The following is a 23,050-nucleotide window of genomic DNA, read 5'->3' as shown; positions in this document are numbered from 1 at the left end:
GTGGGGCTCCTTAGAGTGCGTCGGGGCCGCGTTCGCCGGTGCGGACGCGTACCGCCGTCTCGACGGGGACGCTCCACACCTTCCCGTCACCGATCTTGCCGGTACGGGCCGCCTTCACCACCACGTCGATGAGCTGTTCGGCGTCCTCGTCCTCGACCAGCACCTCGATGCGGATCTTCGGGACGAGGTCGACGGTGTACTCGGCGCCCCGGTAGACCTCGGTGTGGCCGCGCTGCCGTCCGTAGCCGCTGGCCTCGGTGACGGTCAGGCCCTGGATGCCGAAGGCCTGGAGGGCCTCCTTGATCTCGTCCAGCCGGTGGGGCTTGACGACCGCGGTGATGAGCTTCATGCGTCCACCTTCTTGTTCTCCGCTGCGGGCAGGGCGTCGGTCAGGGTCTTCCGCGAACCGGCGCCACCGCCGGCCCCGCTGAAGTCGTACGCCGTCTCGGCGTGCTCGACCTGGTCGATGCCCCGGACCTCGTCATCCTCGCTGACGCGCATGCCCATCACCTTGTCGATGACGAAGGCGAGCAGGGCGGAGACGATCAGGGAGTAGGCGAGTACGGCGAAGACTCCGGTGGCCTGCTTGCCGAGCTGCTCCAGGCCGCCGCCGTAGAAGAGGCCCTTGGCGTCGGACTGGACGCCGCCGGTGGCGAAGAAGCCGACCAGCAGGGAGCCCACCACACCGCCGACGAGGTGGACGCCGATGACGTCGAGGGAGTCGTCGTAGCCGAACTTGTACTTCAGGCCGACGGCCATGGCGCACAGCAGACCGGCGACGGCGCCGATGGCGATCGCGCCGAGCGGCGAGCAGGAGCCGCCGGCCGGGGTGATGGCGACGAGGCCCGCGACCGCGCCGGAGGCGGCGCCGAGGGTGGTGAAGGCGCCGTGGCGGATCTTCTCGTACGCGAGCCAGGCAAGCATGGCGGCGGCGGTGGCGACCTGGGTGTTGACGAACATCACCGCGCCGACGCCGTCGTCGTTGCCGAGCCACGAGCCGGCGTTGAAGCCGAACCAGCCGAACCACAGCAGACCGGCACCCAGCATGACCAGCGGGAGGCTGTGCGGGCGCATCGGGTCCTTCTTGAAACCGACGCGCTTGCCGATGACCAGGATCACGCCCAGGGCGGCGGCGCCGGCGTTGATGTGGACGGCGGTGCCGCCCGCGAAGTCGATGACGCCCATCTCGAAGAGCCAGCCGCCGGCCCCCCACACCCAGTGGGCGACGGGGAAGTAGACGACGGTGACCCACAGGGCGATGAACAGCGCCCAGGCGGTGAACTTGACCCGGTCGGCGAGGGCGCCGCTGATCAGGGCGGGCGTGATGATCGCGAACATGAGCTGGAAGACGGCGAAGACGTACACCGGGATGGTGTAGCCGTCCCACAGTTCGGTGATTCCGATGCCGCTGAGCCCGACGTAGTCGGACGACCATCCGACGATGGAGCCCGAGTCGGTGCCGAAGGCGATGCTGAAGCCGTAGAGCACCCACAGGATCGTGACGATCCCGAGGCTGATGAAGCTCATCATCAGCATGTTGAGGGTGGACTTGACGCGGACCATGCCTCCGTAGAAGAAGGCGAGGGCCGGTGTCATCAGCATCACCATGGCGGAACAGATGAGCATGAACCCGGTGTTGGCTGCAGACAGCGTGGGTGCGTCTGCGGCAAGGGTCGTGATGCCTGGGGGCATCGGCGTCTCCTCGTCGTCGGTCGGCCTGTGCGGGGCGAAGCCGGGGTTGCGCCGGCTATGAGGGGTGGCCGGTTATGAGCCCGAGATTTACGCAGCACGGTTTCGGTCGATGCCGCACGATGTTTCGCCGCAGTGACGAAGAGGCTCCGTGTGTTACGGGGCCGTGAAGCGCAGAGTCACGGGAATGTAACGGGCGTACCCTCTGCGCACAACGTGGGACCGGCCGCGACAGTCACCCTGTTGACCTGGCAATGGGGGAGCCGAGTCGGGCTGTACGGGGTGACGGTCGCGGCCGGAGTCGGGGCCGGTTGTCCTTCAGACCGCTTCGGCGGTTTCGGGCAGCTGGGCGGTGAGGATGTCGGTGAGCCTGGCCACCTCGGGCACGTCCCCGAAGTCGCGGGCCGCCGTGTCGACGGTCTTGCGCAGTCGGGTGTTGACGCGCTCGGAGCGGATCCGCCGGGCGACGGAGAGGGCGGACTCGGCCAGCTTGGTGGCTTCCTCGGGCTCGCGCTTGAGCAGGTGCACGGTGGCCATGCCGACCAGGTTGAGCGCGTACGACCGCTGGTGGTCCTCGTCCTTGGAGAACAGGTCGACGGCCTGCTGCATCACGGGTTCGGCGAGCGAGGCGTACGTGGGGCTGCGGCCGGCCACATAGGCGAGGTCGCGGTAGGAGTGGGCGTTCTCGCCGTTGAGCTCGGCCTCGGAGAAGAAGCGGATCCAGTCGGGCTCGGGCTCGCCGTCGAGGCCGACGTCGGCGAAGGTGTCCTCGGCCATCCGCACGGCCCGCTTGCACTTGCTGGGCTGGCCCATGTTGGCGTACGCCCGGGCCTCCATCGCATACAGCATGGCCTGGGTGCGGGCGGTGGCGCAGTCGCGGCTTCCGTACTGGGCGAGGTGGATGAGCTCCAGGGCGTCGTCGGGCCGGCCGAGGTGGATCATCTGGCGGCTCATGGAGGACAGGATGTACGAGCCCAGCGGCTTGTCACCGGCCTCCTTGGCGGCGTGCAGGGCGAGGACGAAGTACTTCTGCGCGGTGGGCTGGAGTCCCACGTCGTAGCTCATCCAGCCGGCGAGCTCGGCCAGTTCGGCGGCGCACTTGAACAGGCGCTTCGCGGTCGAGCCGGGCTGCGGCTCCTGCAACAGGTCGGTGACCTCGTGAAGTTGGCCGACAACCGCCTTGCGCCGCAGCCCTCCGCCGCACTGGGCGTCCCACTGGCGGAACATCACGGTGGTGGATTCCAGCAGGTCCAGCTCGGCGCGCGACAGCCGGGTGGGGCGGCGCAGGGCGGTCGGTTCGGCGCGGGCCGGTTCGGCGGCCGGCGTGGGGACGAGCCAGCGCTGCATGGGCTCGATGAGCGCGGGTCCGGCGGCCAGGGCGAGGGAGGTGCCGAGGAAGCCGCGCCGGGCGAGCATCAGGTCGCTGCGGGAGAAGTCACTGAGCAGGGCCACGGTCTGGGGGCCCGCCCAGGGGAGGTCGACGCCGGACACCGAGGGTGACTGGTGTGCCGTGCGCAGGCCGAGGTCCTCGATGGCGACGACGCTGCCGAACCGCTCGGAGAACAGTTCGGAGAGGATGCGCGGGATGGGCTCGCGCGGTTGTTCGCCGTCGAGCCAGCGCCGTACACGCGAGGTGTCGGTGCTGATGTGGTGTGCGCCCATCTGGCGCGCCCGGCGGTTCACTTGACGCGCCAGCTCGCCCTTGGACCAGCCGCTGCGTACGAACCACGAGCTCAGCTGCTCGTTCGGGCGCTTCCCGGCATTCGTACCGTCTGCGCCACTGCCGCCCACTGGAAGGCCCCCATCCGCCGAATCACTGTTGCGCGAACCCGTATCAGAATGCCGTGAAATGTGGCCGCCCGTCCGGAGGTTGCACCCTTCGAACAGGGAACCGGCTTGCCTCCGGCATACCCACCTGCGCGGTCACTACCCTCGGGGTTCGTGCACTGAAAGTAATCCTACGATCACCCGTGCGGCGAGGTTGTTTCCATAAACGCCACCATTCGCCACCCCTTCGAATGAACTCCCCTGCGGCCAGGCGCGATTCACTTGACACTACGACGATCGGGAGTCGGCGGACGGTGGCGCGCCATGGCGTGCGCCACGGGACGCACCACCCCACGCACCACCGCGCGCCGCCCATTGGAGAGCGGTCGCGACGGAGCGTCACGGTGACACTCCGGGTCGTAACCACCGGGGATTTCCACCGTTGGAGGGGACATGGGCTTCACGATCGGCGGCACCCGCATCCTGTCCGGCACGCGGCGGCGCGGCGCCCGCGCCACGGAGTGCACCGTGGTGGCTGAGTACACGGGCCTGTGGGGCTGGGACGTGGTCCCGGGTGCCCGGGCCGTGTCCGGCCGGTGCTCCTGCGGCGACCCGGCCTGTACGGCTCCCGGGGCGCACCCGCTGGGCTTCGCGCCCGAGGTGCCGGCGGGCTCGACGCTCGACGCGGTCACCCGGGTGTGGTCGGAGTTCCCGGGCGCGGCGCTGATGCTCCCCGTGGGCCGCGCCTTCGACGTGCTGGAGGTCGGGGAGCGGGCAGGCCACCGGGCGCTGGTCCGGCTGGAGCGGATGGGCCTGCCGCTGGGCCCGGTGTGCGTCACGCCGACGGGCCGGGCGCAGTTCTTCGTGGCGCCCGGGGCGGCGGCGGAGCTGCCGCAGCTGCTGTACCGGATGGGCTGGGACGACGCGGACCTGGACCTGCGGTGCCTCGGCCCGGGCACCCACATCACGGCTCCCGCGTCGGACCACGCGGGCCTGGGCCCCGCCCGCTGGCTGCGTCCCCCGTCCCTCGACGCGGGTGCCCCGCCCCAGGCCCGCCTGCTGCTGGGCACGCTGGCGTACATCTGCCACCGGTCGGGGGTGTGAGCCGGGCGGCCCGGACACGACACGACCGGGGCGGCCCCTCCGCGCGGGAGGGGCCGCCCCGGTCGGTGTTTCCGTGCCGGACGCCGCGGGGTCAGTCCCCGATCAGGGCGTCGACGAAGGCCTCCGGCTCGAAGGGCGCGAGGTCGTCCGGACCCTCGCCCAGGCCGACCAGCTTCACCGGGACGCCCAGCTCGCGCTGGACCGCGACGACGATGCCGCCCTTGGCCGTGCCGTCCAGCTTGGTGAGCACGATGCCGGTGATGTCGACGACCTCGGCGAAGACCCTCGCCTGGACGAGACCGTTCTGGCCGGTCGTGGCGTCCAGAACGAGCAGGATCTCGTCCAGCGGGCCGTGCTTCTCCACGACGCGCTTGACCTTGCCCAGCTCGTCCATCAGACCGGTCTTGGTGTGCAGCCGGCCCGCCGTGTCGATGAGGACCACGTCGGCACCCTCGGCGATACCTTCCTTCACCGCGTCGTAGGCGACCGACGCCGGGTCGCCCGCCTCCGGTCCGCGCACGGTCCGGGCGCCGACGCGCTCGCCCCAGGTCTGGAGCTGGTCCGCGGCGGCCGCGCGGAAGGTGTCCGCCGCGCCGAGCACGACGGACTTGCCGTCGGCGACGAGCACGCGGGCCAGCTTGCCGGTGGTCGTCGTCTTCCCGGTGCCGTTGACGCCGACGACCATGACGATGCCCGGGGTGTCCAGGTCGCTCTCGGTGTGGACGGTGCGGTCGAGGTCCGTACCGACCAGGGCGAGCAGCTCCTCGCGCAGCAGGCCGCGCAGCTCCTCGGGCGTACGCGTGCCGAGCACCTTCACGCGCTCGCGCAGCCGCTCCACCAGCTCCTGGGTCGGCATGACGCCGACGTCGGCGGTGAGGAGGGTCTCCTCGATCTCCTCCCAGGTGTCTTCGTCGAGGTGCTCGCGCGACAGCAGGGTGAGCAGGCCCTTGCCGAGCGTGTTCTGCGAACGGGCGAGCCGGGCGCGCAGCCGGACCAGCCGGCCGGCGGTCGGCTCCGGGATCTCGATCTCGGGTGCGGGCGGGGCCGCGACGAGCGGGTCCTCGACGGCGGCGGGGGCCTCCAGGGCCTCTTCGGCCGTCGGGAGGTCCACCTCCTCGATCGTGCGGCGCGGTTCCTCCCGCGGTGTCTCCGCCTCCTCGCCGACGTGCGGCTCGGCGGGCGGAGCGGTGATGGTCGGCGTGCTCGACGGCGCCTGGGGCGGCGGCAGCTGCTTCTTCTTACGGCTGCTGACCACGAGGCCGCTGATCGCGCCGACCGCGACCAGAGCGATGACTACAGCAAGGATGAGGATTTCCATAACCCGTCCAGTATCGGCCACGACCGCCCCGGCGAGCGGTCTCGGAGCATGCACCCGGGCCCAAGGCCCCTGTTTGGACCTCTTTGGGGAGGAACGTACGATGCGGGAAGTCCCCCCTCCTCCCGCACGGAGCTGATCCATGCCCCACGCCTCCGAGTCCGAAGGCGCGATAGAGACCCGCGGTCTCGAGCCCGTCCCCGATGCCGAGCGCACCGGTCACATCCGGGAGCTGTTCCCCACGTGGGTGGCGGCGAACATCAGTGTGCTGCTGCTCACCATGGGCGCCGGACTGGTCGTCTTCAACGGCCTGAACTTCTGGCAGGTGCTGATCGTCGCGATCGCCGCCCCCGTCCTGTCGTACGGGATCGTCGGTCTGATCTCGATCGCGGGCAAGCGCGGCGGCTCCCCCGGCATGGCGCTGTCCCGCGCGGTGTTCGGGCAGCGGGGGAACCTCTTCCCCGGGGCGCTGATCTGGGTGGCCCGCTGGGGCTGGGAGACGATCAACGCGGTCACGGGGGCGTACGCCGTCCTCACCGTTCTCGACCTGCTCTTCGGCATCAAGAGCAACACCCCGCTGATCGTCGTCACGCTGCTGCTGTTCGTGGCGGCGACCTTCCTGGTCTCCGGGCTCGGCATCACCGCGCTGCGCGTGTGCAGCACCTGGTCGACGTACCTCTTCGGCGCCTTCTCCGTCCTCGTACTGGTCCACCTGGTCATCGGCACCGACTGGAGTGCCGTCTTCGCCAGGCCGGCCGGTTCGACGGCGATGATGATCGCGGGAATCGGCACGATCGCGGCGGGCGGCATCAGCTGGGTGCCCTCCGGCCCGGACTTCACCCGCTATCTGCCGCGTACGGCGTCGTCGAGGGCCATGGTCGCCTCGACGGTCGGGGGTGCCGGGATCGTGGTGCTGCCGATGGTGCTGATGGGTGCGGTGATGGCGGTGTCGACGCCGAGCCTGGCGTCCGCGCAGGACCCGGTGTCGTTCATCGGTGAGCTGCTGCCGGCGTGGATCTCGGTGCCGTACCTGGTGATCGCGCTGATCGGCATGCTGCTGATCAACTCGATGTCGATGTACTCGGCCGGATTCACCGCGCAGACGCTGGGCATCAAGGTGCCGCGCACCTGGGCGGTGAGCGTGAACGCGGTGATCTCTCTGGTGTTCGGGTTCCTGCTGATGGTGGTGGCGACCAGCTTCATCGGGTCGTTCATCTCGTTCCTGACGCTGCTGGCGGTGGCGTTCTCGGCGTGGATCGGTGTCTTCGGCGTCGACATGCTGCGCCGGCCGTCGTACGACGGTGAGGCGCTGATGGACACCGGGCGGACGAGCGCCTACTGGTACCGGGGCGGTTTCGCGTGGCAGGCCATGGCCGCCTGGGGCGCGGCGCTGGTGGTGGGTCTGCTGTTCACCAGGGTCGACTGGTTCGCCGGGCCGCTGGCCGGTTCGTGGATCGGTGCGAACGGGCTGGGCTGGCTGGTGACGATCGTGGTGGCGGCGGCGCTGTACGCGGTGCTGCCGCGGACCGCCCGCCCCGGGGCGGCGGTGGACGCCGAGCCGGAAGCCGCCACTGTTTCCATCTGACGCCACGTCAGCTACTCTCCCCCTTCGCCGCGCTCACCGTCCGGCGGAGGGGGATTTCCCATGGCCTTCACAGTGGTCCGGTTCAACCTCGTCGCGCCGGGCGCGACCCCCGAGGCGCTCGCGGACCGTTACCGCGCTGCGCTGGAGATGGCCGCGTACGCCGACGGCATCGGCGTGGACACCGTCCAGACGGAGGAGCACCACGGCGCCGCCGACAACTGGCTGCCCTCCCCCTTCGTCTTCGCCGGCGCGGTCTTCGGCGCGACCCGCCGGATCGCCGTCACCGTCTCCGCGGTGATCGGCCCGCTGTACGACCCACTGCGGCTGGCGGAGGAGGTCGCCGTACTGGACCTGCTGTCCAGGGGACGGCTGATCACGGTCGCGGGGATCGGCTACCGGCCGGAGGAGTACGCGGCGCACGGCGTCGACTGGGGGCGGCGCGGGCAGCTCCAGGACCTGCTGCTGGAGACGGTGCTGAAGGCGTGGACGGGCGAGGAGTTCACGTACCGGGGCCGTACGGTCCGGGTCACCCCGCGCCCGTACACGCAGCCGCGTCCGCTGCTGCTGGTGGGCGGTTCGTCGCGGCCGGCGGCCCGGCGTGCGGCCCGCCTGGGGCTGCCGCTCTTCCCGAGCGCGCACCTGCCGGAGCTGGAGGCGTACTACCACGAGCAGTGCGCCGCCCACGGGACGGAGGGCTTCTGCATGATGCCGGCCGCGGTGACGCCGCTGCTGCACCTGTCTCAGGACCCGGACCGTACGTGGGCGCTGCACGGGGAGCACTTCCTGCACGAGGCGCGGACCTACGCCTCCTGGCAGTCGGAGGACATCCGCTCGGCGGTGCGGTCGCGGGCGTCGACGGTTCAGGAGCTGCGGGCGGAGGGCGTGTACCGGGTGGTGACGCCCGAGGAGTGCCTGGCGCTGGACGCCGGCAGCCTCGTCCTGCACCCGCTGTGCGGGGGGATGCCCCTCGACGAGGGGTGGCGCTCCCTGCACTTGCTCGGGGAACACGTACTGCCCCGGCTCAAGGCCGTCGGGGCCTGAACCGGGGCAGTTCTCGTAGCGAGGAGAGGGGCAGCGGGGATTAGCCCATCTCCTCCAACGCCTTGCCCTTGGTCTCCTTCACGTACTTGAGCACGAAGGGGATGGAGAGCACGGCGAAGACCGTGTAGATGATGTAGGTGCCGGACAGGTTCCAGTCCGCCAGGGACGGGAAGCTCGCGGTGATGGCCCAGTTGGCGATCCACTGCGCGGAGGCGGCGACACCGAGGGCGGCGGCGCGGATCCGGTTGGGGAACATCTCGCCGAGGAAGACCCAGACCACCACGCCCCAGGACAGGGCGAAGAAGAGGACGAAGAGGTGGGCCGCGATCAGGGCGACGACGCCCTGGGTCTCCGGCAGCTTGCCGTCGACGAGGTCGGCGGAGAAGGCCCAGGCCTCGAAGGCGAGGGCGATCGCCATACCGGCGGAGCCGACGAGGGCGAGCGGCTTGCGGCCGACGCGGTCCACCAGGACCATCGCGATCACGGTGCCGATGATGTTGATGATCGACGTGGTGAACGAGTAGAAGAACGAGCTCGACGGGTTGACGCCGACCGACTGCCACAGCGTCGAGGAGTAGTAGAACGCGACGTTGATGCCGACGAGCTGCTGGAAGACGGACAGGCCGATACCGACCCAGACGATCGGCAGGAAGCCGAAGCGGCTGCCGAGCAGGTCACGGAAGGTCGACTTGTGCTCACGGCGCATGGCGTTCTCGATCTCGAGTACGCGCGCGTCCAGGTCGACACCCTTGCCCTCGACCTCGGAGAGGACCTCCTTGGCCTTGTCCTTGCGGCCCACGGAGATCAGGAACCGGGGCGACTCGGGGATCGCGAAGGACAGCAGGCCGTAGAGCACGGCCGGGACGACCATGACGCCCAGCATCCACTGCCAGGCCTCCAGGCCGGCGATCTCACCGCGCTGGTCGCCGTCGGCCATGTTGAGGATCGCCCAGTTGACGAGCTGGGAGACGGCGATGCCCACGACGATCGCGGCCTGCTGGAAGGAGCCGAGCCGGCCGCGGTAGGCGGCGGGGGCGACCTCGGCGATGTACGCGGGGCCGATCACCGACGCCATGCCGATGGCGAAGCCGCCGACCACACGCCACATGGCGAGGTCCCAGAGGGCGAACGGCAGGGCGGAACCGACGGCGCTGATGGTGAACAGGACGGCGGCGATCTGCATGCACCGGATGCGGCCGATGCGGTCGGCGATCCGGCCGGCGGTCGCGGCGCCGACGGCGCAGCCGATCAGGGCGATGGCGATGACCTGGGCGAGGGTGCCGGAGCCGATCTCGTACCGGTCGCGGATGGCCTCGACGGCGCCGTTGATGACAGAGCTGTCGTAGCCGAAGAGGAATCCGCCCATCGCGGCGGCGGCCGTGATGAAGATGACGTGGCCGAGGTGGTCGGGATGGGCCTGTCGGGCACCCGACGCCGGCGGCTGCGCTGTGCTGGTCACGTGAACTCCTGGTACCCGGCGCCGTCGCCGGGCATGGGGGGCGAGCCCTTCCAGTGGCGCACAACTTCACGCCGCCCACCACTTGAAGGTAAAAGCAACGTTGCAGAGACTATGCCTTCAAGTTTCGAAGTCAAGAGTCTGTGGTCTGTGAATCTGAGCGCACGGCGTGTCGCCTTGCCTTCAGGACTTGAAGAGTTTTGGGCAGGAGGGCTCAGCGGAGCCGCTGACTGATGACCTTGGAGACGCCGTCCCCCTGCATCGACACGCCGTAGAGCGCGTCGGCGACCTCCATGGTCCGCTTCTGGTGCGTGATCACGATCAGCTGCGAGCTCTCCTGGAGCTCCTGCATGATCCGGATCAGCCGCTGGAGGTTGGTGTCGTCCAGCGCCGCCTCGACCTCGTCCATCACGTAGAACGGACTCGGCCGCGCCTTGAAGATCGACACCAGCATGGCCACGGCTGTCAGCGACCGCTCCCCGCCGGACAGCAGCGACAGCCGCTTGACCTTCTTCCCCGGCGGGCGGGCCTCGACGTCCACGCCCGTGGTGAGCATGTTGTCCGGGTCGGTCAGCACGAGCCGTCCCTCGCCGCCCGGGAAGAGCCGCGAGAAGACCCCCTCGAACTCCCGGGCCGTGTCGCGGTACGCCTCCGTGAAGACCTGCTCGACGCGTTCGTCCACCTCCTTGACCACCTGAAGGAGGTCGGCCCGCGTCTTCTTCAGGTCCTCGAGCTGCTCGGACAGGAACTGGTGACGCTCCTCCAGCGCCGCGAACTCCTCCAGCGCCAGCGGGTTCACCTTCCCGAGCTGTTGGTACGCCCGTTCGGCCGACTTCAGGCGTTTTTCCTGTTCGGCACGGACGAAACGTCTCGGCTGATTGCGCGGATGCTCCGGGTCGTCCGGCAGCTCCTCGCCCTCGGCGGGCAAGGACGGCGGCACCGGCTGGTCGGGGCCGTACTCGGCGATGAGCGCGGTGGGCTCCACACCGAGCTCCTCCAGCGCCCGGGTCTCCAGTTGCTCGATCCGCAGTCGCTTCTCCGCGCCCAGCACCTCGCCCCGGTGCACCGAGTCGGTGAGCTTGTCCAGCTCGCCCTTCAGGTCCCGCCCCTGGGCGCGGGCCGCCGACAGCTCCTGCTCGCGCGCCGCCTTCGCCGCCTCGGCCGCCGCGCGTTCCCGCTCGGCCCGTACGAGGGACACCTCGACGTGCGCGAGGAGCCCGCGGGCCCCGGCGGCGACGGCCGCGGCGACCTCGGCCTCGTGACGCAGCCGGGCGCGGCGCTGCTCGGCACGCGCGCGTGCCTCCCGCTCCGCGCGGGCCGCCCGGTCCAGGGAGTCGGCCCGGCCGGCCAGGCCCTTGACCCGCTCCTCGTGCGTGCGGACCTGGAGGCGGGCCTCCATCTCGGTCTGCCGGGCGTTCGCGCCGTCGGCAGCGAGCCGGTCGCGCACGGAGGTGTCGGGCTCCTCCTCCGCTCCGTCCCCGGAGTGCGCCGCCTCCTCGGCCACCGCGAGCCGCTCGGCCAGCTCCTCGGCCTCCGCGGTGGCCTTCTCCAGGGACTCCTGGGCGCGGGCGGCTGCCGCGGCGGTCCGCTCGGCCTCGCCCGCGGCGCCCCGCGCCTGCCCGGCGAGCCGTCCGAGCGCCTGGGCGACGGAGGACTTCTCCCGGTCGGCCGCCCTGCGCCGCTCGGCCAGCTCCTCGACCCGCGCCGCCGAGGCACGGCGCCGCTCGGTCGCCCCGGCCTGCGCGGCGGCGAGTTCCTCGCACCGTACGGCCAGCTCGGCGAGCTCGGCGGCCGCCTCGTCCACCGACGCCTGCACCTCCAGGAGGCTGGGCGCCCCGGCCGACCCGCCCTGCGCGAAGTGCGCCCCGAGGACGTCCCCCTCGGCGGTGACGGCGACCAGCCCGGGGCGCGCGTACACCAGGTCCTCGGCGTCCTCCAGGGTCGCGACGACCACGACGTCCCGCAGCAGTCGCCGCACGGCGGGCATCAGCTCCTCCGGCCCGCGCACCAGGTCGGCCGCGTGGACGTGCCCCTCTTCCCGTACGCCGTCCTCGTCCCCGCCCGGCAGGCCGCCCAGCAGCAGCGCGGCGCGCCCGGCGTCCTGCTTGCGCAAGCGCCGGATCGCCTCCGCGGCCGTCGCCGGGTCCCGTACCGCGATCGCGTCGGCGGCCGCACCCAGGGCCGCGGCGACCGGCACCTCGTACCCGGGCGTCACCGTCAGCAGCTCGGCGGCCGGGCCCAGCAGGCCGGCGAGCTGGTCGGCGGCGCCCAGCAGCGCGCCCGTCCCGTCCTTGCGGCGCAGGCCCAGCGCCAGGGCCTCGTGCCGCGCGGCCAGAGCGGCCCGTTTCCGTTCCGCCGCGGTGGCGTCCTCCCGCGCCGTGGCCAGGGCGGCCTCGGCGTCGGCCAGCTCCCGCCTGGCCGCCTCGTGCCGCTCGGCGAGCTCGGCGTCGCCGGCGTCCAGCCCGTCGACTTCCGCCTTGAGCGCCTCGTACTCCTCCTGCGCGGCGACCGCCCGCTCCTGTGCCTCGTCACGGGCGGCGGCCAGCCGGTCGATCTCGGCCTGGGCGGAGGCGGCGCGCGAGCGGGCGGCGCCCACCTGTCCGTTCAGCCGGGCCAGGCCCTCTCGCCGGTCGGCGATGGCCCGTGCGACGTCCTTCAGGCGCCGCTCCTCCAGCGCCAGCTCCCGCTCCAGCTCGGCGCGGTGGGCGACGGTGTCCTCCAGGGCACGCTCGGCCGCCTCCAGCGCGGCTTCCAGCTCCGCCTCCTGCTCGCGGATCCGGGCGGCCTCCCGCTCCAGGTCCTCGGGGTCGCGGCCGCGCCGCTCCTCCACGGGCGGCGCGGTGGCGCTCTTCACCCGGGCGTCGGCCAGCGAGATCGTGCCGCGCACCCGCTCGGCCAGCTGCGACAGCTCGTACCAGGTCTGCTGGGCGCGCTGGAGCCTGGGCGCGAGGCGCCGTACCTCGTCCTCCAGCTCCGCCTCCCGTGCGAGAGCCGCCTTCAGTTCGGCCTCGGCCCGCTCCTTGCGCTCCTTGAGCGCGGCCTCGTCGGCGATCTCGGCCTTCAGCGCCTCCCGGAGGCGTACGAGGTCGTCGGCGAGCAGCCGGAGCCGGGCGTCACGCAGGTCGGCCTGGATGACGGCGGCCCGCCGCGCCACGGCGGCCTGCCTGCCCAGCGGCTTGAGCTGGCGGCGCAGCTCGTCGGTCAGGTCCTGTACGCGGGCGAGGTTGGCCTGCATCGCGTCCAGTTTCCGCAGCGCCTTTTCCTTGCGCTTGCGGTGCTTCAGGACACCGGCGGCCTCCTCGATGAACGCCCGGCGGCCCATGGGGTCGGCGTGCAGGACGGAGTCGAGCTGGCCCTGCCCGACGATGACGTGCATTTCCCGGCCGATACCGGAGTCACTGAGAAGATCCTGGATATCGAGCAGCCGGCAGGTGTCGCCATTGATCTGGTATTCGCTGCTGCCGCCCCGGAACATGATCCGGGTGATGGTGACTTCGGCGTAGTCGATGGGGAGCGCGCCGTCGGAGTTGTCGATCGTGAGGGATACCTCGGCGCGGCCGAGAGGCGGCCGGCCGGTCGTCCCGGCGAAGATGACGTCCTCCATCTTGCCGCCGCGCAGCGACTTGGCTCCCTGTTCCCCCATGACCCAGGAGAGCGCGTCCACCACATTGGACTTGCCCGACCCGTTCGGCCCCACGACACACGTGATTCCCGGTTCGAACCGGAGGGTGGTGGCGGAGGCGAACGACTTGAAACCACGCAGGGTCAGAGCCTTGAGGTGCACGCCCCCGGACTCTACCTGCCGCTTCCCGTTTGACCCATGAATGGGCAGGGCAGATCAGAGGTCAAGGATCAGTGGGACGCCGGTGACGGCGGGGGGAGGACAAAGAAAGAAGGGACGCCGAAGCGTCCCTTGCATGTCTCGCGAGAGTGTTTCTCACCCTGCCCGATACCGCCACGTGCCGATACGGGCCTTGCCGACGGGGGCTGGGATCAGGTGAGCGCAGGCTCCGCCTTGGGTACGTCGATGTCGATGCCGTCGAGCAGCGACTCGCTGTGTGCGGCGGCGTTCAGCGCATCGTTCTCGGACTGAATCCGTACGAGCTCGGACTCGAGGTCCTGGACGCGCTGCTGAAGCCGTCGCATCTCGGCGAGAAGTCGCGGGTCGGAACCGCCGACATAACCGAGAAGCGCCTTTGCCATGACTTTTGGTCCTCCACACTGAGTGACCGACCGAAGCGGTGTGGGTCGTGAGGGATTCGCACCCGCGGTGTCCGGCAGTGCTTGGTGCCGCTGCGGTTCTCACTGCCAAACAGCTAGGGTGCGCGGGGCTTCCAGAGTCTCACCAAAAAGTTTGACGGTCAACACGATCACACCCCGCATCGCGGGACGACCGGGGGCCTGCGGCCGCGGATGGTGCGGCGGCGCCTCTCACAGCGGTGTCCAGGGGCGTGTGGACGATCCTTCGAGGACCTTTGGATCATCCTTACCCGCGCAGCCTGGCATGACAAGCGGTTCTTGGCAACCACCAGGCCATTTCTGCCGTACGCACATGCCGACGGCAGCTCCGGCGGATCCCCGGCGCGCTCACCGGAGCGAAAGCGAGGGCAAGATCATCAACGAATGGCGAAGCCGTCGTAGCCGCCGCGCGGGGTGTCCCAGATCTCAGTGACTCCGTCCACATGCCCGGGTGTGTCGCCGGAGCGAAGCCATTCCAGCAAACGGTGGCAATTCTCACTCGGACCCTCGGCCACGACCTGCACCCGGCCGTCCTCCAGATTGAGGGCGAAACCGGTAAGGCCGCCGATCTCCAGAGCGTTTGCCCTGGTGAACCAGCGGAAGCCCACTCCCTGTACTCGGCCGCGTACCCAGGCGGTGAGCCGTGCGTCTTCGTTCATGGCTGCACGCTAACCGGCCAATTGCACTCGGAGCACTTCTCCCCCACGCGTCATGGCGTACAGTCCCGACGAAATGAGCCTCACCCGTTCGGACGAGTGACCGAATGACCTTGACGTACGGACGGGACGTCGAAGCAGGAAGGCACAGGAGATGGGACGCCACCGGAAGAAGCGGGCCGTCGTACCCGTACGCACCGGGCTGCTCGGCGCCTCCGCCGCGATGGCGGTAGGCGCCGTCGCCGTGGCATCCGGCCTGCTCCCCGGTGGCGACACCTTCACCATCGGCGGCAGCGGCTCGGACGAGCGCGTACACGCCGGGGGCGCCCCCGAGCTGAACACGCAGGGCGGATCCAGCGCCACGCCCGAGCGCCCCTCGACCGCCGCCAGCCGGAGCGCCGAGCGGACCCTCGCCCCCTCCAAGGCCCCCGCGCCGACGCCGTCCAAGCCGGCCTCCTCCGCGCCGCCGAAGCAGACGAAGGCCCCGGCGCCGAAGAAGACCGCCTCCGAACCGGCCGCCAAGAGCTCCGCGCCCGCACCCGAGCGGACCGTGGAGCGGCCGAAGGCTCCTCCGGTCCCCTCCTCGGTTCCCTCTTCCGTCCCGTCCTCCGCCGCGGCCGCCACCGACACCACGCGCGAGGCGGTCGCCGAGGCCACGGTGGTGAGCCTGGTCAACGCCGAGCGCGCCAAGGTGGGCTGCAGCCCGGTGCAGGCCTCCCGCTCACTGGCGGCGCTGGCCGGCGCGTACAGCAAGGACATGGCCGAACGCGGCTTCTTCTCGCACACCGACCCCGACGGGGCGACGCCCTGGGACCGCGGCGCGAAGGCGGGCGTCGAGGGCCTGGCGGCGGAGAACATCGCCCGCGGCCAGGCGGACGCCCAGGCCGTGATGGAGTCCTGGATGAACAGCGACGGGCACCGCGCCAACATCCTCAACTGCGACTACACGCGGCTCGGCGTGGGCGTCCACTTCGCCGAGGGCGGGCCTTGGTGGACGCAGAACTTCGGCTTTTGAGATAAGCGCTGGTCAGAGCGCTATCAGCCCTGCTGAGCCGTCTCGGGGCCGTCATCCGTAGCCTGGCGGCCCCGAAGACCGCATCCACGGCGGCCCGCGTCCGGGTCTGGCTGGACGGCATCAAGTGCGTGTACGTCCGCAGCGTGAAGCCGGGATCGTGGTGACCGAGGTATTCGCTGAGGGCCTTGATGCTCTCGCCCGCGTCGAGCAGCACGGATGCGTAGAAGTGCCGTAGGGCGTGCATGCCGTTGTCCCGCCCCGTGGGTAGGCCGGCGGCGCGGAGAGCTGGACGCCACTGGCGGTCGTTGAACCGGTTCCGGTTGAGAGCCAGTCCTTCTGGGCTGCGGAAGATAAGGGCGGCCGTTACCGGAGGACCGTCCAAAGTCTTCCGGGGCAACGTCACCTCAGCGGCCGGGAAACCTGTCAGGTGAGCGGCGAGCGCGAAGGCTATCGACTCGGGCAGAGGGACGTCCCGCTCCTTGCCACCCTTCGGCGGCGCGAACACCGGTCGATTGCGCAGCAGCTTCACTTGCCGGACCACATGGACCAGGCCGCCGAGGAAGTCGACGTCCTCGACGCCAGGCCGAACACCTCACCCTGACGGAGGCCGCAGCCAGCGGCCGGGTCCACCAGTGCCTGGTACCTCTCGGGCAGGGCCGCGCGGACCGCCATCACGCGCTCGGCGGGCCAGGGCTTGACCTTGCGGGGATCGAGCCGCGGGGCCTTGACGGACCGGGCGCTGCATGGGTTCGCCCTGATGATCCGGTCCTCAACGGCAGCGGTGAACACGGTCGAGACGTGCGCGAAGATACTCCGCCGGTAGGCCGAGAGGCCAGCTTCTTCGAGCGTTCGCATCCAGAGGCGAAGGTGCGTCGGGTTGAACGAGCTCAAGGGCCGCTTCCCGAGGTGCGGTATGGCCTGGAGCCGTAACCGCATCTCGACGGATTCGCGTGTGGCAGGGTCCGTGATTTGGGTTCCCATCCACTGGGTGGCGTACTGCTCGAAGGTCACCTTGCCTGCTTCGGGCGCGATGTAGTCGCCACGCGACATGTCGGCTTCAATGCTGGCCAGCCACGTCTCGGCCTTGCGCTTCTGCTTGTCCGGGAAGCTCTTACTCTTCTCCGTGCCGTCCGGCCCGATGTAGCGGGCGCGGTAGCGCATGCCGACGCCGAAGCGGTCGCTCTTGACCTTGACGGACTTGCCGTCAGGGCCGGTTGTCGTCTTGTACCAGCGATCTTGAACGTGTCCGGCCATCAGGCGGCCCTTTCCATGAGCGACTCGACCCAGGCGCGAACGTCTTCGGGGTCGTAGCGGAGGTGCCGACCGACGCGAAAGCCGCGCGGACCGGTGCGCTTACGGCGCCACTGGTACACGGTCTCGATCGGCACGCCGAGCAGATCGGCGAGATCGGTGGGCGTCAGATAGCGCTCGGGCAGCGGTCGCTTCATAGTCACCACTCCCCCTCGGTGTCCAGTTCGGCTTTCACTTCGCGCGCGATCTCACGGCCTTCCCTGATGTCCCGGGCGATGGTCTGTGCGAGCCAGGATTCGCCGGGGGTGTGGCCGTGTCCGGCGTAGGTCGAGTGGGCGAGCACGAGCGTGGAGCAATCCGCGTCATCGAGGTCCTCGGGCAGCCCTCGTGCCTGGCGCTCTTGGCGGGCGCGGTAGTCGGCGCGGACCTGGCGGAGAGCGCCGAGGGTGGTGGAGTACGCGCGGGACTTGGTGGAGAAGTGGCCGCGGAAGCCAAGCATGTGGGACCAGTTGGCGAGCAGCCGGTCGGGGTAGGTGTCGTTGAGGTGCCAGCAGGCTTCGATTAGGCGTCGGGTGTGGTCGGGCAGGTCGATCCGGTCCAGCTCGGCCAGCTCGCCGATGCGACGGTCTACCGTGCCGGTGGTCTCGGCGGCCTTGGTGGCGTACTTGGCCACGTAGGCGGCTACGGCCTGCTCGGTCAGTTCATCATCGACCAGGCCGCCGATGGGCTGAACGTCGACTTGGGTTCCCCACCGCAGCTAAAGGCGGCTCGCTCCGCTCACCGCGCGCGGCCCGGACGCCGGCCGGGCCTGCGCTCCTGCCTCCGTCCCGCTCCAGCCCGGCCGACGCCCGTGCCGCGCTCAAAGCATGCAGCCGCCTGATGCCAGAGAAGGGGTACGTCGTTGCTGGGGCGGTCGGTTCCGCGGCTTTAGGCAGCCACTTTGGCGCGAGCCTCGAAGATCATGGCCCCAACGTCGTGCTTTACCGGGCAGGTCCACAGACTGCCCGACGCGCGAGAAGCTTACGGGGCCATGATCACTGGCGCCAAAGCAGCTCCGGCCCAAAGCCGCTCCCCCGACCTACAGTAATGCGTCTGGCCGCTAGCCACTCCGAACCAATGATCAGCCGCCCAACTCTTACCTCAAACGCTCGCGAGCGCTGGGTGCAGTACTCGACACGGATTTCATTACAGATAGGCGGAAGGCGGTCATCGACCCAGAACCTAACTGCGATGAGTAACGCTGCTTACTCCTTGGTGCGACCCAGCGTCTAGTGCTTTGCACCGCGAGAGGCACACAGCACGCGAGCGTTGCGGCTTTCGACGCGCCTTAGCTAAGACAGCATGTCCCCATCGACGCTGCCAGTGCCCCGACGACCGGCTCCGCTGCTTTATCCCGGGGCGCCGTGCACGCAGATTCCGCGTTTCAGCGCCGTCCCGCCCAGGTGCGGCGCTACTTCAGCGCCTCGAAAGCTAGTCACGGGCCAATCCGCAACGGGACCGGGGCCGCCCGTCCTCCCACTATAACCCTCAGCAGCCGACACCTTCCTCAGTCCCGGCGGCACCCTGCGTATCTCCTGGACCGGACCGACCTCTATCTGGGCAGGAGGAAGTAGCCGACCCACAACCCCAAACCCAGAGGTGCGAGTGCAGCGAGGGCCACTACAACCCGCAGCGAAATCTTCGCCGCCCTTGCCAGGGTCAGCGCTTGCACCGGCTCGATATTCGGACCTGCGACAGGAATCCTTCGGTGCCGCAGTTTCCGCCACTGATTCCTCAGCTCCGACAAGAAGACTCTCACCGTTGATGACAACGGGGCGCGGAGCCACATCCACCACGTCAAGAGCCACAGCAGACGAAGCGGCAACCGCAGAGTCGCCGGCGCCAGCCGGATGGCCACCCTCCCCGCCTCCCTGACTGGCTGAACCACACGCCTGCCCCCGCTCCTCAACAGAAGGCTGTCCGAAGTACTGGCAAGCTTCTGAACACGCTCGCGCATGAGCTCCACAGCCGAGTCGCCAAATTCCGCCTTCAGGATCATCTCATGCAGCTCGGTCTCGACAAGGTGGTCGACATCATCAAGCAGCAACAGCGGCAGCAAGTGATGGGCCGCGTCAAGCCGCCCCCAGGCGAAATCCGACCGCCGCCAGTCACCATCGAAGAAAGCGCCGAAGTGCCGGAACCGCACCCCGTACAGCTTCTGGGCGCCGATGTCGGCCAACCAATCCATATCGAATAGCGGACCCATTTGATCTGGGCCTAGACGCAGGAAATGGAAGCGAGGAATCAGTGGCGCGTAGAGCTCCGCCAAAGGCGCAAACGCCCGCGTGAGCACCTCCACCACCAGGCAGGCCGAAACGACCTCTTCCGCACTCGTCCAGGCAACTGAGGGTCCAGTCGCTCGCACCGTCTCGAGATAAGCCTCCGCTGCGCCCTTCACGAGCGCTCCAACCGTCTTAGGTAGAGTGAGGCTGGTGAAGGCTCTGTCCAGAAGATCCACTACGTCACGGGGCCCAATTCCTGGCCCAGCGCCGCGCTGAGGGTCCAGCTTCGCATGAAGGGCTGCTCTGACGGCCTGCAGCTTGCGCAGGTACCTATTGATCGCCTGGGCGCCCTCCATGCAGCGATGCTTCTGAGCGTCCGTCAACAAGTCTTCGTGTTCTTGCTGTTCACTTGCCCGTAGCACACGGTCGTGCAGATGGTCGCCGAGCACCTGCAGGACGCGCTCGGCAGGTACCACACCCCAGGTCCATTCCTCGAAATCCACAGTGCCCAGGGCCTGTTTCGAAGCGGGGAACCAGCAATGATTGAAGTCCCCGCACTTGAGGATGTTCTCGATGTCCCTATCGTCCAGCTCATGTGGGGTGACTAGCGGGGTCACTTCCTGCAGCCTCACATGCTTGGTCAGTACCTCCCAGATCGCTCCCTTGATGCGCGACCGCTGATACTCGTCGAAGACTGATTCTGCCGCCCGGAGACTCTCCACGTTCTGCTTGCGGCCACCCTTGACCAGACGCTTGAAAAGGTCATCTGTGTTTCCGCGTCCCGCACTTTCTATGTATCGGGTGAGTTCCTCGGTCCCCGCGCGGAAGTCGGCCTCAGTAGGAAAATTCACCGCACTCATCGCGGTGGTGATAGGGGAGATATCCTGCGGCTCTTGCGACTTCACCTTCTCTTCGGGCAACAAGCCTGAGGAGGGGACGACGTAGACGACCACGCGCTCTACCGGCTGTACATGAACCCGGCGTTTTGTAATCTCCTCCAAAACGGGAGCAAAGGGAGCGTTGTTGAGTACTCCACCGTCCATGACGCTGCTGGCCGGGTAGTCAAACTTCGGCTCGGGCCGGTTCCGCTTGCGGAGCATCGGGAACTCGCTGACAGGCGTAAATGCGACGGGGAAACTCGCGGTTGCGCGAGCTGCGTGCAACAGCGCATCCTGCCAGATTGGAGTGAACTGACGGCGTTCCACCGGCTCAAAAACCCAGCCCTCACCTTTGGTGACGTACTTCCAAGAGCGGATATCATCCGGCGTGGTCCCCCGCGGCTGGTTTTTGAAGCGGTACATCCGCCTGTGGTCCCGGACGTCGAACTGCCTGCCGAAACCATCTGCATACCGGCGGGACCGTCCATCCAGCGCCGTGGCAGTCACAAACAGCGTAATGGTCTCCTCGGACGGAACCGCCCCCGTAGGTATCTCGTTGAGCGCGTCGCGGATCAGCTTGCTGAACTTCGTTCCATCGAGGACGCTCTTCGGTGGGCGATCCCGGTTAAGAAGCTTCTCAAGGGACGCCTCGTCAGCCCACATCTTCCGCAGATTCGGCAAGGGCGCTTCTCGCGCGATTGCCGTCGCGAGGAGTAGACCGTTCAGACCACCAGCCGAGGTCCCAGATATGACATCGATCCGCACATGTTTGCGTGCGTCCCAGAGCAGCTTCTTCCAGAACTCGAATACCTCCCGGTCGGCATCAGCGACGCCGCGGTAATCCGCCTCCTGGGGCTCCCTGCGCTCGCGCGCCACACGTGACGCCCGACGAATCAGGTCAAGCTCGTGCGTGACACCACCCATCCATACAGCAAGGCTCACCCCGCCATTCATCACCAACGCAAGCCTGACCTCAGTCGTGAGCGGCCCCTCCCCGGCCTCGCTGGCACGCCCCGAGCGATTTGTTCGACCGAACATCGAGCCCAGACCCGCCGCAGCGCGGCACCCCCCAGCCGCCGACTCACCTCCGCGCTTCCGCGTCACCACAAACCCGCTCCTAAGAAATCGCAAGCCCTCACTCGCGAGCATCCGCCGAGCCGGCACACGCCTCAAGCCAGCAGCGGCCAATCGAGGCACAGGAGAGCGCCAGCGTGGTGCGCGAGCTGACGCGCTTCCATCCGCGCCCCATACGGCGCCCGTGGGCGGGGTGTGCTGCGCCGACGCCGGGTCGAGGGCGAACTCCTTTAGCATTCCTTCCGGCATCCGCTAGCGGATGCCGCCTGGGACGTTGGTGTGAAGGAAGGCACGGAGCGTGCCATACGCGTGCCAGATCCTGTGGGGACTCCCGGGGAACAGCGGGGACTCAACCACAGACCACCAGCCATGGAACACCGCTCCGCCGCAGGTCAGTGGAGAGCCTGCCTCCAGAAGACCTAAGCTTCCCAAGCTGATGTCACGCAGCTACGTAGGCGAGGGACGCTGTCAGCGGCGACCAGTAGCCCGCGACGATCAGCCGTCGCGCGCCTGGAGATGCCGTGGAAGCTACCGCTCTCGTCAGTCCCGATCAGTTGTGGTCGGCGCAGGAGGTCTTGGTTCGTCCGAGTCCTGTACCGGCGGCGGCAGGGGTCTACGGGTGGCACTTCGAGCAGCCGCCCCACCCCGACCTGGACGCTGGGCGCCTGCTGTACGTCGGTATAGCCCCGCGGTTCATGGCGAACCGGACCAGCACGCAGAACCTTCGCAAGCGGGTGCGCTACCACTATCGGGGCAACGCGGCCGGCTCGACACTGCGGCTCACCCTCGGATGCCTGCTCGGCCTTGAGCTGCGCCGCGTGGGCAGCGGCAAGCGGATGACCTTCGGCAAGGCCGGCGAAGCCACCCTGAGCCAGTGGATGGCGGACAGCGCGCGGGTGTGCTGGATTGAGCAGAGCGAACCATGGGACCTGGAGTCACAGCTCATCTCCCAGCTCGATCTCCCGCTGAACCTCGACCAGAACCGCCACAACGCGTTCCACAGTCGCCTGAAGGAGGTTCGAGCCCAAGCACGCCAGCGAGCACGAGAGTTGCCCATCAGCTCGTAGGCCGCCGAACGGGCCGTTGCCTGGGCCGTCCGAGGTCGCTCAACAGTGGCCAATGACGACCAACGGCGACCACCAGGCGCACGAGCCCACGGCACCTGACCAGCAAATACCCAGCTCACCGAGATCCCCGGCAAGACCCAGGGCAAGAAGTAACCACACAGGGCATGGGCCCCGTCGTGGTGGACGGGTCCATGATCACTCGCCCCATGGCAGCTCCCGCCCAAAGCCGCTCCGCCGACCTCACACTAGCTTCCGGAAACGGCGCCACCCGGCATCCGGCGCCCAGGCAAAACCGTCACCCGAGGCCCACTGGCTCATGACCCATAGATGCGTGATCTCGTCTGGCAGCTCAGGGGCCACGGTAGGAAGTGGGCCGTTATGCCTCATCAGAGGTTCGAAAGCCTCGAAGGGAGCAGTGGTGAAGCCTGGGAGGAGCACAAACAGATGCCTTTCCTCCGCCTGGGACCGTCTCAGCTTGCCAAGGTTGTCCGCCTGAGGCGGTTCACATATCCATGCGCTGATCCAGGTCGCAAGCGCGTCTCCGGTGTCCGCCACCCATCCGCCTGCTTGTTCGGGCGGCAGAGTGATAGTGCAGTAGATGCTGCCAGGGAAGTCTGTCGCTGACTGATGTGCCGACACCACCCCGAGACGT

At 69.0% G+C, this 23,050-nt stretch carries 15 protein-coding genes and 2 pseudogenes; 5 read left to right on the top strand and 12 right to left on the bottom strand.

Annotated elements, in window-relative coordinates; all coding sequences use genetic code 11:
• Positions 1 to 10: 10 nt before the first annotated feature.
• From ACZ6C1_RS02690 to nsdA, 3 genes are all read right to left on the bottom strand, one after another.
• Positions 11 to 349 carry a P-II family nitrogen regulator gene (locus ACZ6C1_RS02690; RefSeq protein ID WP_037689863.1) on the bottom strand — a complete coding sequence of 113 codons (339 nt, stop codon included), beginning with the start codon at positions 347 to 349 and terminating at the stop codon, positions 11 to 13.
• Positions 346 to 1,692, bottom strand: coding sequence for an ammonium transporter (locus tag ACZ6C1_RS02685; RefSeq protein WP_469236948.1), 1,347 nt, complete (start codon positions 1,690 to 1,692; stop codon positions 346 to 348). The genes ACZ6C1_RS02690 and ACZ6C1_RS02685 overlap by 4 nt, the downstream gene beginning before the upstream one ends.
• 315 nt (positions 1,693 to 2,007) lie before the next feature.
• The gene (nsdA, locus tag ACZ6C1_RS02680) at positions 2,008 to 3,480 is read right to left on the bottom strand and encodes a transcriptional repressor NsdA (protein WP_469236946.1); all 1,473 of its coding nucleotides are present in this window, start codon (positions 3,478 to 3,480) and stop codon (positions 2,008 to 2,010) included.
• Positions 3,481 to 3,909: 429 nt separating this feature from the next.
• On the opposite strand from nsdA, the gene ACZ6C1_RS02675 reads away from it, so the two are divergent.
• Positions 3,910 to 4,560 (top strand): bifunctional DNA primase/polymerase, encoded by a 651-nt coding sequence (locus tag ACZ6C1_RS02675; RefSeq protein ID WP_469236944.1) that lies wholly within the window; start codon positions 3,910 to 3,912, stop codon positions 4,558 to 4,560.
• 91 nt (positions 4,561 to 4,651) lie between these two features.
• Here the strand turns inward: ACZ6C1_RS02675 and ftsY are convergent, their stop codons facing one another.
• Positions 4,652 to 5,878 (bottom strand): signal recognition particle-docking protein FtsY, encoded by a 1,227-nt coding sequence (ftsY, locus tag ACZ6C1_RS02670; protein ID WP_469236943.1) that lies wholly within the window; start codon positions 5,876 to 5,878, stop codon positions 4,652 to 4,654.
• Between the two features lie 139 nt (positions 5,879 to 6,017).
• Here ftsY and ACZ6C1_RS02665 point away from each other — a divergent pair, with 139 nt between their 5' ends.
• Complete coding sequence (locus ACZ6C1_RS02665) at positions 6,018 to 7,460, top strand: cytosine permease (protein WP_469236941.1); 1,443 nt, start codon at positions 6,018 to 6,020, stop codon at positions 7,458 to 7,460.
• A 60-nt stretch (positions 7,461 to 7,520) separates the two neighbouring features.
• Positions 7,521 to 8,501 (top strand): LLM class flavin-dependent oxidoreductase, encoded by a 981-nt coding sequence (locus ACZ6C1_RS02660; RefSeq protein WP_469236939.1) that lies wholly within the window; start codon positions 7,521 to 7,523, stop codon positions 8,499 to 8,501.
• Between the two features lie 40 nt (positions 8,502 to 8,541).
• Here ACZ6C1_RS02660 and ACZ6C1_RS02655 read toward each other — a convergent pair whose 3' ends face one another.
• From ACZ6C1_RS02655 to ACZ6C1_RS02640, 4 genes are all read right to left on the bottom strand, one after another.
• Positions 8,542 to 9,960: a sugar porter family MFS transporter gene (locus tag ACZ6C1_RS02655; RefSeq protein ID WP_469236938.1), complete on the bottom strand. Its 1,419-nt coding sequence runs from the start codon at positions 9,958 to 9,960 to the stop codon at positions 8,542 to 8,544.
• Positions 9,961 to 10,171: 211 nt separating this feature from the next.
• Positions 10,172 to 13,741 (bottom strand): chromosome segregation protein SMC, encoded by a 3,570-nt coding sequence (gene smc / locus ACZ6C1_RS02650; protein WP_469236936.1) that lies wholly within the window; start codon positions 13,739 to 13,741, stop codon positions 10,172 to 10,174.
• Between the two features lie 209 nt (positions 13,742 to 13,950).
• Positions 13,951 to 14,160 (bottom strand): hypothetical protein, encoded by a 210-nt coding sequence (locus tag ACZ6C1_RS02645; protein WP_073754570.1) that lies wholly within the window; start codon positions 14,158 to 14,160, stop codon positions 13,951 to 13,953.
• A gap of 413 nt (positions 14,161 to 14,573) precedes the next feature.
• Positions 14,574 to 14,855, bottom strand: a complete 282-nt coding sequence (locus ACZ6C1_RS02640) for an acylphosphatase (protein ID WP_469236933.1) — start codon at positions 14,853 to 14,855, stop codon at positions 14,574 to 14,576.
• Positions 14,856 to 15,006: 151 nt separating this feature from the next.
• On the opposite strand from ACZ6C1_RS02640, the gene ACZ6C1_RS02635 reads away from it, so the two are divergent.
• Positions 15,007 to 15,867 (top strand): CAP domain-containing protein, encoded by an 861-nt coding sequence (locus ACZ6C1_RS02635; RefSeq protein WP_469236932.1) that lies wholly within the window; start codon positions 15,007 to 15,009, stop codon positions 15,865 to 15,867.
• 23 nt (positions 15,868 to 15,890) lie between these two features.
• Here ACZ6C1_RS02635 and ACZ6C1_RS02630 read toward each other — a convergent pair.
• The 4 genes and pseudogenes from ACZ6C1_RS02630 to ACZ6C1_RS02615 all read right to left on the bottom strand — a co-directional run bounded on the left by ACZ6C1_RS02630 (position 15,891) and on the right by ACZ6C1_RS02615 (position 21,295).
• Positions 15,891 to 17,121: pseudogene (locus tag ACZ6C1_RS02630) on the bottom strand (tyrosine-type recombinase/integrase).
• Positions 17,121 to 17,315 (bottom strand): helix-turn-helix transcriptional regulator, encoded by a 195-nt coding sequence (locus ACZ6C1_RS02625; protein ID WP_469237170.1) that lies wholly within the window; start codon positions 17,313 to 17,315, stop codon positions 17,121 to 17,123. Before ACZ6C1_RS02625 ends, ACZ6C1_RS02630 begins: the two are co-directional and overlap by 1 nt.
• 2 nt (positions 17,316 to 17,317) lie before the next feature.
• A pseudogene (locus tag ACZ6C1_RS02620) lies at positions 17,318 to 17,875 on the bottom strand (replication initiator); the annotation flags it as partial.
• Positions 17,876 to 18,709: 834 nt separating this feature from the next.
• Entirely contained in the window at positions 18,710 to 21,295 is a 2,586-nt protein-coding gene (locus tag ACZ6C1_RS02615) for a patatin-like protein (RefSeq protein WP_469236930.1), read from the bottom strand.
• A 611-nt stretch (positions 21,296 to 21,906) separates the two neighbouring features.
• On the opposite strand from ACZ6C1_RS02615, the gene ACZ6C1_RS02610 reads away from it, so the two are divergent.
• Entirely contained in the window at positions 21,907 to 22,398 is a 492-nt protein-coding gene (locus ACZ6C1_RS02610) for a GIY-YIG nuclease family protein (RefSeq protein ID WP_469236929.1), read from the top strand.
• Positions 22,399 to 23,050 lie beyond the last annotated feature (652 nt).

Source organism: Streptomyces sp. NPDC041796 (assembly GCF_055590785.1).
Note: the sequence above shows the minus strand (reverse complement) of the source record. Positions and strands in the feature narration are given on the sequence as shown.

What these genes read in the sequence shown, in the direction of transcription:
- ACZ6C1_RS02635 (WP_469236932.1), top strand. Translation starts at nt 15,007, where the DNA reads ATGGGACGCCACCGGAAGAAGCGGGCCGTCGTACCCGTACGCACCGGG.
- ACZ6C1_RS02645 (WP_073754570.1), bottom strand. Translation starts at nt 14,160, where the DNA reads ATGGCAAAGGCGCTTCTCGGTTATGTCGGCGGTTCCGACCCGCGACTT.
- ACZ6C1_RS02660 (WP_469236939.1), top strand. Translation starts at nt 7,521, where the DNA reads ATGGCCTTCACAGTGGTCCGGTTCAACCTCGTCGCGCCGGGCGCGACC.
- ACZ6C1_RS02625 (WP_469237170.1), bottom strand. Translation starts at nt 17,315, where the DNA reads ATGAAGCGACCGCTGCCCGAGCGCTATCTGACGCCCACCGATCTCGCC.
- ACZ6C1_RS02665 (WP_469236941.1), top strand. Translation starts at nt 6,018, where the DNA reads ATGCCCCACGCCTCCGAGTCCGAAGGCGCGATAGAGACCCGCGGTCTC.
- ACZ6C1_RS02615 (WP_469236930.1), bottom strand. Translation starts at nt 21,295, where the DNA reads ATGTTCGGTCGAACAAATCGCTCGGGGCGTGCCAGCGAGGCCGGGGAG.
- ACZ6C1_RS02685 (WP_469236948.1), bottom strand. Translation starts at nt 1,692, where the DNA reads ATGCCCCCAGGCATCACGACCCTTGCCGCAGACGCACCCACGCTGTCT.
- ACZ6C1_RS02675 (WP_469236944.1), top strand. Translation starts at nt 3,910, where the DNA reads ATGGGCTTCACGATCGGCGGCACCCGCATCCTGTCCGGCACGCGGCGG.
- ACZ6C1_RS02690 (WP_037689863.1), bottom strand. Translation starts at nt 349, where the DNA reads ATGAAGCTCATCACCGCGGTCGTCAAGCCCCACCGGCTGGACGAGATC.
- ftsY (WP_469236943.1), bottom strand. Translation starts at nt 5,878, where the DNA reads ATGGAAATCCTCATCCTTGCTGTAGTCATCGCTCTGGTCGCGGTCGGC.
- ACZ6C1_RS02640 (WP_469236933.1), bottom strand. Translation starts at nt 14,855, where the DNA reads ATGAACGAAGACGCACGGCTCACCGCCTGGGTACGCGGCCGAGTACAG.